Below are 15,020 nucleotides of genomic sequence, written 5' to 3'. Positions count from 1 at the left end.
GCGTGAGAGGCGCGATTGCGCACTAACTTTTGTTAATGCCAAGGACTTATCTCTCTCGACAATCGCTTCGTCCGGTACGGGCTGTTCGGCTCGTGGCCTTTCACAACAGGAGTACGCATGCGAGTTCAACGGGTTTTGCAATCGAGGCGTACCGCTCTGACCGACGCCGAGCGCGCCATCCTGGAACAGGCAATCCAGACAGTCGTCACGCTGGGGCCACGGGAAACTTTCGTCAACCAGGGACAGACCGTCAATGTCAGCGCCTTGCTACTCGAAGGACTGATGAGCCGGCATGTTGATGATTTCGAGGGATACAGGCAAATGGTGGCGCTGCAGGTGCCAGGAGATTTCGTCGATCTGCACGGCTACCCCCTGAAAACACTCGATCACGATGTGGCCACCCTGACTGTCGTGCGTCTGGCCCTTGTTCCCCACGCAGAGCTTTGGAAAATTCAGGAAGATCACCCTGCGTTAGCCCGTAAGCTGTGGTTTCTGACTCTTCTCGATGCAGCGATGCACCGCAAATGGGTATACCGGCTCGGACGCCTCAAGGCTATCGCCCGCATCGCCCATTTTCTGTGCGAGACCTCCGTTCGCCTGGCAGCCGTCGGGCTTTCGGATGGCAAGCAATTTCACCTGCCCCTGACTCAGTTCGATCTGGGAGAAATCTGCGGCATGACCAGCGTGCACGTCAACCGGGTAGTGCGGGAACTCCGTGAGGCAGGCTTATGCAGTTTGCGCAACCAGCAGGTCGACATCCATGACTGGCATGGCCTGGCTGCAGCAGGTGCGTTCGAACCAGGTTACCTTTACCTGGACGAAGCCATGACGAAACGCTTCTCGATTTCCCGCCCGAAGGACGAGGACATGCTTGACACCGCTACATGACCGGCAGGTAGTCTCATCGTCTTGACCGGGCCGCCACCCTATCGATTCCTATAGGTTCCCATCGGAAAGGGCATTCGTACATTGGGGTCATCACCACTGCGGTACGACCTCATGCAAGCCCTCGACCTCCCCATCACCGCCCTTCGCGAACTCCTGGATGCCCGGATCGTCTCCAGCCTGGATCTGGCAGAGGCGTGCATCGCGCGCACGCAGGCGCAGCAAGCGGTCAATGCCTGGGTCAGCTTCGATCCGCAAGCGCTTCGCGCACAAGCGCGCGAAGCAGATGGCCGGCTGGCAGCGGGCGAGCGCCTTCCGCTTCTGGGTATTCCCATCGCCCTGAAAGACAACATCGAAGCACTGGGATTTCCCTGCGGGGCCGGCACGGCATCGCTTTCAGGCAAGGCCCCCATGGCGGATGCGGTCCTGGTGTCCAGGCTGAAGGCAGCCGGGGCCATCCTGGCCGGCAAGGTGGGCATGCATGAGCTGGCCTTTGGCGCCACCACCCACAATGCCGTCACGGGCGCCGTCAGGAACCCCTGGGATCACCAACGTATTCCTGGAGGCAGCAGCGGCGGCTCGGGCGCAGTGATGGGCGCCCGTCTGGTCCCGGCGTCCATCGGCACGGATACGGGTGGTTCGGTACGCGTTCCCGCGGCCCTTTGCGGCGTGACCGGCTTTCGCCCCACGGTAGGGCGTGTGCCCGGTGAAGGAATTGCACCGATTTCGCGCACACGCGATACCGCCGGGCCTCTGGCACACACCGTGGCCGACTGCGCGTTGCTCGATGCAGTCATGACGGAAGCCCCTCCTCTACCGCTGGAGACCATCCCCCTGAAAGGCATCCGCATCGGTGTGCCGCGCGCCTTCTTCTGGAGCGATCTGGAGTCCGAACTGCGAACCGTTGCAGAAAAAGCGCTCGATACGCTCCGAAGGGCGGGCGCCGAACTCGTCGAGGTGGATCTGCCCGGGATCGCCGATCTGAACGCGAACGCCAGCTTCCCCGTGGCGCTCTACGAATTCGTACGCGACATGCGTGAATACCTCCAGGTCCGCCAGCGAGGGGTGACCTTGGAACAGATGATCGCCCAGGTAGGCAGCCCGGATGTCCAGGGAGCGGTAGGCACTCTGCTGTCCGGCGGCGGCATTCCCGAAGAGGTCTACCAGGGCGCACTGCGCGCCCGGGGTGAGTTGCAGGCGCTGTACGCGAAAACCTTCGAAGCGAATCGCCTCGAAGCCTTGGTGTTTCCCACCACACCACGCACCGCCGCCTTGATTGGACAAGATGAAACCGTCGAATTGGGCGGCAAGCAGCAGCCGACCTTCGGCACGTTCATCCGCAATACCGATCCGGGCAGCAATGCTTCCCTGCCCGGTGTCTCCGTCCCGCTCGGCCTGGCCCATGGACTCCCCGTAGGCCTTGCACTTGACGGACCTATCCATACGGACCGCCGCTTGCTGGCGATTGCGCAAGCGTTCCAGGCTGCGCTTCCTTCCCCGCCGCGCATCGTCATCCCCACTTAAACCCAGCAAGGAGCATTCCATGGATCGTCGTCTTTTCCTGCAAAGCACTCTGGCAGCGGGGGCTTCCGCCGCCGCTCCATCCGCATTCGCGGCGGGGCCGCTCAAAGTGGCCGTGATGATCCCGCAAAGCGGACCGGCCGGCCTCTTCGGCCCCTCCTCGAAAGCCTGCGCGGAAATGGCTGTCGCCACGCTGAACGCGCGCGGCGGCATCCTGGGCCGCCAGGTGGAAGCATTGTTCGGCGACGCCGGGCTGGCACCCGCGGAAGCGGGCCAGGCCGCACTCAAACTTTGGAAAGGCTCCAAGGCCGAAGCCGTCATCGGCATGCATGACAGCGCCGTGCGCGGAGCGCTCGTCGGCTTGTTCAAAGGCCAGGTGCCCTATTTCTACACACCGGTGTATGAAGGGGGCGAGTGCGCCAAAGGCACCTACGTGAAGGGCGAGACGCCAGAGCAGCAGCTTGAGCCCGTGATCCCCTGGCTGGCGGCCGAGCGCAAGCCTGCCAAATGGTATTTGATCGGCAACGACTACATCTGGGGCCGCAACACCAACGCGGCGGCCAAGCAATACATCGCCAAGACCGGTGCCAAGGTGGTTGGGGATGAATACCTCCCCTTCACGGTGGACAACTTCGACGCCAGCCTGGCCCGCATCCGCGATGCCGGTGCCGATGCCGTCCTGGTTTCCCTGGTAGGCGGAGCCTCGGTGACGTTCAACAAGGCCTTTGCCAGCTTCGGGCTGGCTGACAAGGCCTTGCGCCTGGGCACCTTGCTGGAGGAGAACACGCTGGCCGGTATCGGTTTCGCCAATGCGCGGAACCTCTACTCCAGTTCGGGCTATTTCGCCAGCGTCGACACGCCGGCGGCCAAGGCCTTCGCTGCCGACTATGCGAAACGCTATGGTGCCAACGCGCCGGCGCTCAACGGCCTGGCCGAATCGACCTACGAAGGTTTCCTGATGCTCGAAGCCATCGCCAAAAAAGCGGGCAGCCTGAATGTAGCGAAGATGGATGCCGCGTCGGAAGGCACCAGCTACAGCGGCCCGCGCGGCACTGCCACCATCAAGGCCCGCCATGTCGAGCAGGACATCTATGTGGCCGATGTCACCGACAAGGGCTTCCGCGTCGTCAAGACTTTTCCCAAGGTCGGCTCCGGCCAAACCTGCAAGGTCTGAACGTGGCGGACAGCGGCCTCCTGCTGCATGGCCTGAACCTGGCCTATGCCCTGGCCACGCTCGCGCTCACCACGCTGGGGTTGGCGATCGTATTCGGGCTTCTGGGCGTCATGAACATGGCGCACGGCGAATTCGTGATGCTGGGCGCCTACTCAGCCGTCACAGTGCAGCAATGGGGCTGGCCACTTGTCACGGCCGTGCCGCTCGCCATCGCAGTTTGCGCCCTGCTGGGCTACGCCGTCGAACGTTGGCTCATCAGGCCGCTGTATGCGCGGCCCTTCGATACGCTGCTCGCCACCTGGGCCCTCGCCATGCTCATGCGAAAGCTGGTCGAGGCGGTCTTCGGGCGCGAATACCGCAACGTGGAGTCGACGCTCGCAGCCCCCATGTCCATGCTGGGCATCCAGTACCCTGTCTATCGGATCGTGCTGATGGTGCTCGCGGTGGCAGTGATGGCCGCGCTGTTCATCTGGTACCGGAGGAGCGCGGCCGGCTTGCGCGTTCGCGCCATGACAGCCAACCCGGTGCTGGCACAGGCCCTGGGCATCAACACACGGCGGCTCGCCTCCCAGGCCTTCGTCATCGGCGTGGTGCTCGCAGGGCTCTCCGGCGTCCTGCTCGCCCCTTTGATCCGCATCGAGCCCGGCATTGGCGTCGATTACCTGCTCAATGCCTTCTTCGTGCTCGTCGTAGGCGGCCTCGGCACCTTGGGCGGCCTGTTCGGCGGCGTCGGGATCATTGGCGGCTCTCAAGCCATCGTCAGCAGCATCTCAGGCCAGACCAGCGGCTATGCGGTCGTGCTGATGCTTTCCATCGTTTTCCTCTGGCTCAGACCCGATGGCCTTTTTTCGAGACGCTAAATCGGCTGCCGCGCTGGCCGTTCTGCTGATAGGTTTACCGTTCGCCACCAGCGAGTTCGCGGCCTATCAGATCGCACTGTTCCTGATCTACGGCATTGCCTCCCAGGGCGTGGCTCTTTGCTGGGGGCGGCTGGGCTTCCTGCCTTTGGGGCATGCCTTGTTCTTCGGGCTGGGGGCCTACCTTTTCGGGGGGACACTGATCGCCGCCGAGAACAACCCGGCCTGGTATCTCGTCATCCCCTTGGCCGTCATCGCCCCTGCTGTCCTGGCCTATCTCATTGCCCGTCTGGTATTTGCCCGCAGCACACGAAGCGGACCCTATTTCTCGCTGATCACCCTGGCGCTCACCATGCTGGGTTTTCTGGCCGCCCAGCAGTGGAGCGGCCTGACCGGCGGTTTCAACGGTATGGCCAACGTGCCGGACATTCCCGGCACCGACAGGTATGCCACGCTCTATTGGCTGGTCGCAGCGGTCGCCGTGCTCACGACCCTGGTCCTGGCCCTGCTGGCCCATCGGCCCATTGGCGTGATGTGGGAAGCGATCGCGCAGAACGAGGAGCGCCTGCAATTGCTCGGGTATGCCACGGACCGGATCAAGGCAAAGGCCTTCGCCTTCTCGGCGCTGCTGGCTTCGCTGGCTGGCGCGCTCTTTGCAGCGCACCAGGGGATTGTCACGCCGCAAGCCATGGGGTTCCTGCTCTCGACCGAATTCGTGATCTGGGCCGCCGTGGGAGGCAAGGCGAGCGCGCTGGGTCCCCTGTTGGGGGCAGTGATCGTTGGATTCGCGTCGGCGGAGCTGCGCGAAAAATACCTCTATTGGGAAGTCTTCGTCGCCGCGATCTTCATCGGCGTCGTGCTGTTTCTGCCGCAAGGGGTAGCAGGCCTCTTGAAGCGCAAGCCGGCAAGCCGGATCGCTCCCCAGGTGGCCGCGCCTTTGCCCTCTGCGCCCGAAGCAGGCAGTGGGAAGGTCTCCCTGCAACTCGACCGTGTGGAAACAGCCCAGGGTGGCGTGGCCATCCTGAACGGCCTGACGCTTTCTCTGCAGGGCCCGGGCATCCGGTGCGTCATCGGCCCCAACGGAGCGGGCAAGACTTCCAGCTTCAATGTCATCACGGGCCGATTACCGCTGCTGGCAGGCCGCATTCTTCTGGATGAGCAGGATATCGGAGGGCAGTCCGCCTGGCGCGTGGCGCGCAAGGGGGTCGGCCGGAAGATGCAGGTGCCTTCGGTTTTCCCCGATCTGACGGTACGCGAAAACCTAGCTCTCGCGGTCTGGAGCGGCCGCCTCTCGGCACTCACCGCGCTTTGCCCCGGCCCCCTGGGTTGGCAGACCTCGCTGCTCACCGGCATATTGCAGCAGTTCCCGGAATTGAACGCTCAGCTGGATGCCCCCGCCAGCACGCTGGCACAGGGCCATCGCCAAGCCCTGGAGCTGGCCATGACCCTGTTGCCCGAACCAAGACTGGTATTGCTTGACGAGCCCTGCGCCGGCCTTTCCCCGGCGGAAACACATCACATGATCCACTCGATCAAGTCCTTGGTCACGCAGATCGGGGCGGCTGCCCTGCTCATCGAGCATGACATCAGCGCCGTCGCAGCCCTGGGTGGCGACGTGTATGTCCTGCACCAGGGCCGGTTGCTCGAACAGGGTTCTCTGGCCCAGATCCAGGCCAGCCCTGCTGTGCGCGCGGTCTATGCGGGAGGCCGCAAATGAGCATGGTGTTCGACAAGATCGTGTGCGGCTATGGAGACACCGTGGTGATCCGCGGCATCTCGGGAGACGTGCAGCCGGGCGAAGCGCTGGCCGTGGTGGGCAGGAATGGGGTTGGGAAAAGCACCCTGCTCAAGGCACTGGCCGGCCAGTTGCCGCTGACGAGCGGAGCGGTCACCTGGAACGGCTCGGACATCAGTACACATGCGCTGTACAGCCGGCTCGGCCTGGGCATCGCGTATACGCCGCAAGACAACGTGGTGTTCGGCGAGCTGTCCGTGGCGGATAACCTGTGGCTGCATCTGAACGACCGCAAGCCAGAGCGGTATCTGGCCCTCTTCGAGCAGTTTCCGCTGCTTCAAACCCGGCTCAGCCAACGCGCGGGCTCCCTCAGCGGCGGAGAGCGCAAGCTGCTCTCGTTCACTCGAACCTTGGGGCTGCAAGCCCCACTGGCCATGCTGGACGAGCCGACAGAAGGCGTGCAACCCGAGAACATCGAGCGCATGGCCGCGGCCGTCAATCAACGCAAGGCCAAGGGCACCAGTTTCATCATCGTGGAGCAGAACCTCGAATTCGTTTCAGCCATTGCCACGAAGGTGGTCGTTCTGGACCATGGCGAGGTAGTGCTGCAGGGCCCCTACACGGCCATCGGGCGAGAACAGATAGAGCGACACATGGTGGTTTGAGGGCCGAGAATGGTCCTCTGCTTCCTAATGACCTTCTGCTTTTTGATTTGATGTCGGAGGCCGGGATTGCCCCCGGCGGTGCAGTCACCTTCTTTTGCGTCGCCAAAAGAAGGTAACCCAAGAAAAGGCGACCCCACTTGCCGTGTCCCTGCGCTCCGCTACGGGCAACCTGTGGTGCTCACGCATGGGGCGGTGCTGCAGAACTCGCTATGTTCACTTCGTTCACGCCGCTCAAACAACTGCAGCAAGCTAGAGCACGAAGCAGGAGCATCTTGCAGTGCTCCTGCCCACCCCATGCGCTGCGCTCCACTGTCTTACTCCTTCCCCCGTTGGGGGAAGGCCGGGATGGGGGCTTTCACAGCGCCACTTTCACGCGGCTGTTCCTTTCCCTATCTCATCATCACAATACTCAACCGCCATCCGGACATAACGGCACGCCAGCATCCAGACCCAGCGGCGCAGGATGCTGTCCAAAGACGTTGAAAGGCATAGGTTTGAGGGCACCCCTCAAGCGACGAGATCGGTCAATATCGAGCGCAGCAGGCCATCCGCCGCGCAGAAGCTCTTCAGAACCGTGAAATGGTCGTCCTGGGGAGACACTGCATGCCGGCATGCACCCAAGGCACGCCAACCGTTTGCCATCGCCTGGGTCTGCAGCCTGAAGGCTTCCGTTTCGCCTTCCCCAACGACGAATGCGCCAGGCGGAACCTCGCCGCGCAAACGGTGCAGAGGCGACGACATGCGTGCAGTCCCGGCATCGAGACGCAAATTCTCATTGAGGGTGGTGCCCACCAGATCGGTCAGGTCATAAACGCCGCTGATGCCGAGCACCCCATCGATCGCGCCAGCGGCTTCCGGCTTCAGCGCGATCTCCACGGCCAGGTGCGCGCCCGCGGAATGACCCGCCATGATGAGCGGCTGAGCCTTCGCAGCCGGCGGCGAGACAGCCCGAACCGCGCGAGGCAGCTTGCAAACCGAGTTCACGATGTCCGATACGGAAACCTCCGGGCAGAGAGGATAGTTGGCGAGCGCGACGTCAAATCCGGCCTCGTTCAGACCCGGTGCAATGAAGCGGAATTGCGACTTGTCCCGCGATTGCCAGTAACCCGCATGCAGATAGATCAGCGTGCCCACCTTGCCGGCAGAAGCAGCGGCTGGACGGAAGTCGAATGTTTCGCGTGGGTGCTCGCCGTAGCGAAGATCCCAGAGCCACCCTCCCAAAGCTTCGGCCGCGGCACCTGCCGCGCGGTACTCTTCGAACAGTGCCGGGAAAGTGGCCCGCCCCTGGCCGGTCACGTATTGATATTCCAGGTCGTCTTGCATGGCTTCAGGTTCTTTCATCGATACCGCATTCTTAGAGCTGAGATCGTAAACACGTTCTGAGACTTTGAACACGCTCTAACCAGAAATGGCCCTATGCCGCCGGAACCCAATGGTTGTCCCAGCGCAAGGACTGCAATCCTGACGGCGCCTGCAAGAGCTCGCCTCCAGCCGCCCGGATCTGGGGAAGACCTCCGGCCCACCACTGCTCAGCCTCGCGTGCCAGCGCGTATGCCCCGGGTAGAGACAGATTGGCACGCCAAGCCCCATCGGGGCCGAAGGTCGCGATAGCGTTCACGCGCGGGCAGCTCACGGCGAAGCCTCCCGCGGGCAGGGCCACGATATCGCCGCCATAACCGGCCATGGGAGGCTGGTTCGCCGCGATGCGCAGGGACGAACCATCCCACACCGCCAGAACGGGCGCCGCATGGCGCTCGTCGGCCAAAGGATGTTCAGCCTGAAGTGCGATGCCCAGGCGGCGATGGCGCGGATCCCAGGCCAGGTGGCGGATGCTCAAGTAGCTGTCAGGCAAACGCCATTGACCGAGCAAATGCCCTTTGGCCGGATCCATCACCACCAAGGAGGCATCCATTTCATTCAACCGCTTCTTGGTACGCCCTGTTTCAGGCAACGCCATGATGCCGCCGTTGGCCACCACCAGCGCGCCAGCCGAAAAGCGCCCCAAAGACTCGGGCAAGGCCATCAGTTGATGCGGATCGTGCCCGTGCGTGGACCATTCACTGGTTTTCTCCAGGCTGCGCGCATCACGCAGCCCCACCAGCCCCTGCGCTTGCTCCAGCTCGGTTTCAGTGGTCCAAAGATGGCGCCCACTGGCATCGGCCGCCACATGGCCGTTGAAACGCCGGTCCTCCTCCATCCAGTGCCATTGGGTTGTTCCAGTGGCCGGGCTCCAGCGCACCAGCCAGTCGCCCGGCCGGCGAGCCACAGCCAACACGGTGCCGCCAGCCTCGCTCGCCAAGCCATGGGCCCGAGTGGGCACCTCCAGGACGTGCTGCAAGGCCCATTCGGCAGCCCCGAGCTTCACTTGGCCGATATGCTCACGGTCACTGGCTTGCCACGCCGCCAACAGAGTGCCCTTGGCACCTTTTCCGGTTGCGGCGGCCGAAGCGCTTCCGAGCGGAATCGCGCCCAGCGCCGCCAGCAGGGCCAGCGCCTGTCTCCGGTCAGTCGCCATCCGCATCCGAGAATCCCAGCGGAACGTCCAACGCCTGCGCCACCTCGTTCTGGAAAAGCACGGTCACCGCTTTCATCTCGCGGCTCAAGGCCATCAGCTCCTTGGCATCGAAGCCTTGCGCGCGCGGCGCCAAAGCCTCCATGCGGACCTGAACCTTGTCCAGCGCTTTCGCCCAGCGCCCTGCAAGGGCCATCTGCCCCTTGCCCATCAACAGCGCTTCGATGGAAATCAAGGCTTCATTGGGTTGAGGCGGCGCCCGGAGTTGCTCCGGAGCCAAGCGTGCCTGCAATTGCAGTGCCTGCCACTGGACCCGCCACTCAGCCAGATTCGCCGCGGCATCCTGCCGTGCAAACTCAGGAGAACTCTGGCGGGTACGGGCCTTTTGCAAGGGCTGCTCAATGTAGGCCCAGCGCAATTGCTCCCACCCGCCAAGCCACTGATTGACCCATTCGCCGAACATCGGCCCCAGGATCGAGCCCTCCTCTTCGCTTTCGCGGTTGGCCTCTTTGACGCTCGCCGCCAGCTTGGACAACTCGATGGAGATGCCGGCCGCCTCGGCCTCCAGATCCTGCGACAGCAAGCCCGCATAGGCGCAGGTTTCCGGCGTCAAGGGACGGCGCAACAGCCATTCCAGCGCGGGAATGCCCTTGGCAGGCGTGCCGATGCGCACCAGATCCTTCAGAGTGCTCGGCCGTCTGGCTAGCGCCTTTTCCAGCAAGTTGGGGCGGCTTGGCCAAAAATTGATGGCGCGCTGTGATCTGCGCGAAAGCACCGGCCCTATGGCCGGTGTGGCCAACGCCTGCCAGGACTCCACCACGCGCAGCCATTGCGCCTGCAGCGCGGGTGCTGCCGCCGCATTGCATTCCGATGCCAGGGCGGCACTCAGTTGCTTGGTCTCGGCGCGGAAAGCCTCCGCGCGCGGAGGCAGGTGCAAGCCGTAGAGACCGTTCAGCACATGCTGAGCGTGGTAGTAAGGAAAAGCCGTGACAGAAGCCGGCATCGGCGGAGACGGCGGCGAGGCCTGCGCGAGGACGGCCGGTACCTGCCCGCCAAACCCCAAAACCGCCATGGCGGCGAGCAGGCCACGGCGAAGCCTCTGCTTCGCAGGCGTGCCGAGTGATTGAATGGCCAGTGTTGTCATAGCGATTCCACGAACTTGACCAGGGCTTGCCGGTCAGTCTTGTCCATCTTGAGTACATGCTCCCTGGAAGGGGCTGCCTCGCCGCCATGCCAGAGAATGGCTTCCATCACGCCGCCGGCACGCCCGTCGTGCAGCAGCCGTTGGTGCCCATTGACGGCCTTGAACAAACCGATACCCCACAGAGGCGGTGTCTTCCATTGGCTGCCGCTAGCCAGGAAATCCGGACGGCCGTCAGCCAGATCCGGCCCCATGTCATGCAGCAGCAGATCGGTGTAGGGCCAGATAGGCTGCCCACTGAGTTTGTCGGTCGACAGCCTTGGAAACGGCACTTTCCCTGTGGTGTAGCCGGGCCGGTGGCATACGGCGCACTGTGCCTGAGCGAACAGCGCCTGGCCCCGCAAAACCTGGGGATCGCTTGGCGTACGGCGCGCCGGGGGCGCCAGCGTGGCGGTGTAGAAGATCACGTCACCCAACGTCTTGTCATCGATCTCGGGCCTGTCAGCGCTGGCCTGCGCGGCCGGTACGACACCATCGCGCCCTTTGCGCGCCCCTCCCCCGTGGGGAGCTTCCAGGCAGTCCTTCTGTGCGCTGGTACAGGTTTCGCGCCAGAACAGGCTGCTGGTGATGCCCATGTCGCCCAGGAAGGCGCCGGCCGATTGGTGCGCCACAGTGCCCACGTTGGCTTTCCAGCCAAAGCGGCCGATGACCTCCTTGCCGGCGAAAGCGTCCCAGACCCGGTTGGGCTGGCCCTTGATCGGACCAGGCAGCGCCGCTTGCGCGCGCGCATTGGCGAGGATCTCGCTCTCCGGGATAGCCTCCAGCAAACCCAGCCCGATCACCTGGGGGGCGATGCGGGGGCTGATCATGACGTTCTCAGCCATCGGGCCATAGCCCAGCTTGGTCATCCGGTATTCAGGCTTGTGCAAGGTATAGACCGTCCCATCGGCGAACCGGCCCTGGAGGGGCTGCGACCGGATCTCGACATGGCCCTCGGGCTTGACGCCCTGGATCGCCGCGTTGTTGAACTGATCGCCATAGACCGGCTCAGGCCGCACACCCAGGTGGGGATCAGGTTCGCCAGGCACGGACAGGCGCATGAGCAAGGCCACGGTGCCTTCCGGCTCGGGACCCAGGGTGCGCTTCCATTCCGGCGGCTCGCCCCTGCCATCGAGCGTATGGCATCCGGCGCATGAGCGGGCAATGAAATGAGGTCCCAGGCCATCCCGCGCCGAAGTCGAAGCGGGCGCCTCCACCCAGTTGCGTTTGAAAAAGGAATTGCCGATGACAAAACGCGTGCGCTCCGCATCTTCGAGATTGGCCGACGGAAACGAGAAGGCGTTCTTGCCGTCGGCCCACACGGTGGTTTTACCGCCGGTGGCTTCGCCCAGCGGATCAGGAGCGGTTTCGGCACGCGGAGCGAGCGAAGAAAAGGCGGCCGCGCCAAACAACAGTGCCGTCAAGGCCAGCGGAAGGTGGGCAGCAAGAAAATGAACGGACATCGTGGGGCCGGTGGACTGGACTATCGCGTGTGCTGGCGGCGGCTGGCGCCATGACAGCGCCGGCCCGGTGAATCAGGGCTGCACCAGCGTCAGCTTGGTGATGCCCACCGCGGAGGCCGAATCCACCAGCAGCTTGGATTGCTCGACCAGGCTCGCAATGGTCTTCTCGATCACAGGGCGGCCTGCCGAGCCCTGGATGATGGCCTGGTCGAACGGTGCGGGAATAGCTTCGGCCAAACGAACGGACTCTGCGATCTGCAAGGTGGTCTTCTCGGCCAGCGGTGCGTCCTTCCCGGCCACCAGATCGCGCAGGCCAACGCCTTGCAGCTTGCTGCCGTCCCGGCGCTGGTACTGGCCCAGCCATACGTTCTGGATTCCTTTGGCGTTGGTCACGGCATCACGGTGCGTGTTGTCCGAGAAGCAGGAGTGCTCGTCCTCCTGGTCCTGCGAGTTCAGCGCGACCTCCATGCGTTCACCGGAGAGCTCGCCGCGCGAAAGAGAGCCCAGGCCCACGATCATCTTGCGCACCGACTCCCTACCGCCTTTTTCGAATCCGGCGCGGTAGTTCTTCTTGCCCGGCTCCCAGGCTTTCACCAGGCTCGCCAGATCATCGATGAGGAGTTCCGTGGCCACCGTCAGATATTGGCGGCGGCGGTCGGCGTTGGATTTCTTGCCGTCGACATAGTCTTCGAATGAGCGCTCGCCAGGCCCCTTCTCGCTCAGGTCCTGCCCCCAGAGAAGGAACTCGATGGCATGCCAGCCAGAGCTGACGTTCTCCTCGCCCCCGCGCTCGTTGACCTTGATCAGATTGGCCTTGGTAATCGTGAATTTCCTGTCGTTGATCAAGCCCGCATTGGGCTTGCCTTCCACATAGTCCACGTAGGCTTCATCCAGCGGCCAGGCGTTGATCTGGCCCTCGGGCCCGTTCTCGTCGTCGATCGGGCCGCCGTAGAAACGGAAAGCTTCCGTCTGGCCATAGAACTCGCGCGCATCGCGCCAAGCTTGGCGTGCCTTGTCCATGGCCTGGGCTGAAGGCGCAGTAACGAATGCCTTGATGGCGGTCTGCATCTCCTTGGCGGCGGCCAGAGCATCGCTGTAATTGGCGAACACCAACGCGCCGTAGTGCCGCGCCACGGCCCCTTCATTCACCGCCGTACCAGCCGGAATGCTTTGCGCCGATGCGGCAGTCGGTGTTGCAGCCTGCGCTGCGGTCACCAGTGCAGTGCTGCCCAGGGCGGCAAGAATCATCAGAGCGGCGAGGGGTCGTTTGTTCATGTAGGGTTTTCAGGAGCTGGAGCAGCGAGAACAGGACGAGCGGCAGGCACCCAATATCGCTGCTGGGGCTGAGAAATGGAAATGCGGCCTTTCGGCCGCATACCGCGCGTATGAGCGCGCATCATAACCATAATGCGAATGAATCTTATTTATTCACCGAAGAGTCAGGCGGTTATTCGCCCGCTGGTGAGCGGGCGGCAGCGCTGGCTGAGCTCATTCGGCCATCAATCCCATACTTGCCAGGGCTGATCACCCCATTCGGGTCCAGCGCTCTCTTGATGCTGCGGCAGACGCTCTGCAAACTGGGAAGCATCTGCTCCATATGGAGGTCATAGTAGTCCGCTGGCGCCCGCCCGACGCCGACGCCACGCTTGGCAAACTCGGTGCTCAGTTCGCGATAGCAGGCATCCGCCCGACGGTTTTCGTCCGCGTCTTCCTTGTTCCACACCAGCACGTGCAGGCCGCGCGCGAAACGCGCGGAGGCCACGTGCATGACGATGTAATCCATGCCGTGCTTTTCATAGATAGCGCGGCCAAGGCGATCCAGCTCCAGCGCTTGCCGCCCCACCATGGGAGTGCCGGGGAGAAACCAGGCGTTTCCGCTGCCTGGGCGCCATTTCAGCATACCGAGTTCCGTGGCACTGGGCCTGCCGGTCATCGAATCGATGGCGGTCTTCAACGCCGGGATGTTCTGCGCCTCTTCATGGCTGATGTAGCGCGCCTTGCCGCTTCGCTCGAAATGCCCGCGCACCCGCTGGATCAGCGGCTCTATCGCCGCATCCGACGCCCCATAGAACATGCCGGATACCTGCCAGGCACCCAGCCCGTGCCGGGCCTGCAGAGCTTGGCGGCCTTCCTTGCTGAAGGCACTCGGCTGCCCTGGCTGGTACTCGGCGTTGACCTCATCCGGGGCCATGGCATAAAGATCGTTGGCGACACGGAACAGCGAGGGCACGAAATTGGACAATTTCATGGGACGGCAGAGTTCGATGATCTCGGCAATGTCCTCATCTTCAGGGAATGTGAAATGGAACGAACGGGCCGCTGGCGGCCTTGGCATCAGCCAGACGCCCACGCGGGTCACGATGCCATAGTTGGATTGCGAGAACAGCCCATCCAGTGCAGGCCCGAACGAGAACTTCGACACGTGCCAGTTCACCAGTTGGTCGGTATCAAGGCTGCCGTCTCCAGTCCGGATGACATCGCCGTTGCCCAGCACGACTTCCATGCCGCACAGCATGCCGAAGTGGTCAAAGTAAGGGCCGTAACCCGCGCCCCTGTCCATGGCATTTCCCAGCACGCCGCCATGCGGAGGCCCGGATGTCGCAGAGAGCATGAGTTTCCCGCCGCGCCGCTCCAGTTCGTCATGGAGCATTGTGAAGCTCACGCCCGGTTGCAGCTCGGCATAACAGGTCTCTTCATTGACTTCGAGGATCCGATTCATGCGGTGGCCGAGATCGACCACCACCTGCCCGGTGCGGGCAGGTGCGCGCGAGCCCAGGCCGATGTTGTTTCCCGTGCTGACGGGAAACAACTCCACCAGGTGCTCATTTGCCGCCAACACGATCTCGCGGACCTCGGCCGTGGAGGCCGGAAACACCACGGCCGCGGGCGCCCTGGCCTCCGCCGGCAAGGTGTGTTCGCCATAGCGGGACAGCGTCTCCGCCCGGGTGTCCACCCACTCGGCGCCAATCCTTTCGCTGACGGAACGCAGGAAACCATCGAGGTTCTTCATTTCAATCCCCCATCACGT

General features: G+C 63.4%; 12 protein-coding genes. 6 read left to right on the top strand and 6 right to left on the bottom strand.

Features of this window, described 5'->3' with window-relative positions; genetic code table 11:
- The first annotated feature begins 117 nt into the window (after positions 1–117).
- The 6 genes from WJU18_RS11265 (at position 118) to WJU18_RS11240 (ending at position 6,837) form a co-directional block, all read left to right on the top strand.
- Positions 118–888 carry a Crp/Fnr family transcriptional regulator gene (locus WJU18_RS11265; protein WP_423460142.1) on the top strand — a complete coding sequence of 257 codons (771 nt, stop codon included), beginning with the start codon at positions 118–120 and terminating at the stop codon, positions 886–888.
- A 111-nt stretch (positions 889–999) separates the two neighbouring features.
- Positions 1,000–2,409, top strand: a complete 1,410-nt coding sequence (gene iaaH / locus WJU18_RS11260) for an indoleacetamide hydrolase (protein WP_423460141.1) — start codon at positions 1,000–1,002, stop codon at positions 2,407–2,409.
- Positions 2,410–2,428: 19 nt separating this feature from the next.
- Positions 2,429–3,580, top strand: a complete 1,152-nt coding sequence (locus WJU18_RS11255) for a substrate-binding domain-containing protein (RefSeq protein WP_423460140.1) — start codon at positions 2,429–2,431, stop codon at positions 3,578–3,580.
- Between the two features lie 2 nt (positions 3,581–3,582).
- Positions 3,583–4,440: a branched-chain amino acid ABC transporter permease gene (locus tag WJU18_RS11250; RefSeq protein ID WP_423460139.1), complete on the top strand. Its 858-nt coding sequence runs from the start codon at positions 3,583–3,585 to the stop codon at positions 4,438–4,440.
- A complete protein-coding gene (locus WJU18_RS11245; RefSeq protein WP_423460138.1) occupies positions 4,418–6,154 on the top strand; it encodes an ABC transporter permease subunit in 1,737 nt (578 codons plus the stop codon). Before WJU18_RS11250 ends, WJU18_RS11245 begins: the two co-directional genes overlap by 23 nt.
- Positions 6,151–6,837 carry an ATP-binding cassette domain-containing protein gene (locus tag WJU18_RS11240; RefSeq protein ID WP_423460137.1) on the top strand — a complete coding sequence of 229 codons (687 nt, stop codon included), beginning with the start codon at positions 6,151–6,153 and terminating at the stop codon, positions 6,835–6,837. The genes WJU18_RS11245 and WJU18_RS11240 overlap by 4 nt, the downstream gene beginning before the upstream one ends.
- Before the next feature lie 507 nt (positions 6,838–7,344).
- Here WJU18_RS11240 and WJU18_RS11235 read toward each other — a convergent pair.
- The 6 genes from WJU18_RS11235 to WJU18_RS11210 form a co-directional block, all read right to left on the bottom strand.
- Entirely contained in the window at positions 7,345–8,178 is an 834-nt protein-coding gene (locus WJU18_RS11235; protein ID WP_423460136.1) for an alpha/beta hydrolase, read from the bottom strand.
- A 73-nt stretch (positions 8,179–8,251) separates the two neighbouring features.
- Positions 8,252–9,358 carry a DUF1513 domain-containing protein gene (locus WJU18_RS11230; protein WP_423460135.1) on the bottom strand — a complete coding sequence of 369 codons (1,107 nt, stop codon included), beginning with the start codon at positions 9,356–9,358 and terminating at the stop codon, positions 8,252–8,254.
- Entirely contained in the window at positions 9,342–10,493 is a 1,152-nt protein-coding gene (locus WJU18_RS11225) for an imelysin family protein (protein WP_423460134.1), read from the bottom strand. The genes WJU18_RS11230 and WJU18_RS11225 overlap by 17 nt, the downstream gene beginning before the upstream one ends.
- The gene (locus tag WJU18_RS11220) at positions 10,490–11,992 is read right to left on the bottom strand and encodes a di-heme oxidoredictase family protein (RefSeq protein ID WP_423460133.1); all 1,503 of its coding nucleotides are present in this window, start codon (positions 11,990–11,992) and stop codon (positions 10,490–10,492) included. The genes WJU18_RS11225 and WJU18_RS11220 overlap by 4 nt, the downstream gene beginning before the upstream one ends.
- A gap of 72 nt (positions 11,993–12,064) precedes the next feature.
- Positions 12,065–13,267: an imelysin family protein gene (locus WJU18_RS11215; RefSeq protein WP_423460132.1), complete on the bottom strand. Its 1,203-nt coding sequence runs from the start codon at positions 13,265–13,267 to the stop codon at positions 12,065–12,067.
- A gap of 172 nt (positions 13,268–13,439) precedes the next feature.
- Entirely contained in the window at positions 13,440–15,002 is a 1,563-nt protein-coding gene (locus tag WJU18_RS11210; protein WP_423460131.1) for an FAD-binding oxidoreductase, read from the bottom strand.
- Between the last annotated feature and the right edge of the window lie 18 nt (positions 15,003–15,020).

Origin of the sequence: Ottowia sp. VDI28, assembly GCF_049532675.1 — a bacterium.
Lineage (GTDB): Bacteria > Pseudomonadota > Gammaproteobacteria > Burkholderiales > Burkholderiaceae_C > Ottowia.
Note: the sequence above shows the minus strand (reverse complement) of the source record. Positions and strands in the feature narration are given on the sequence as shown.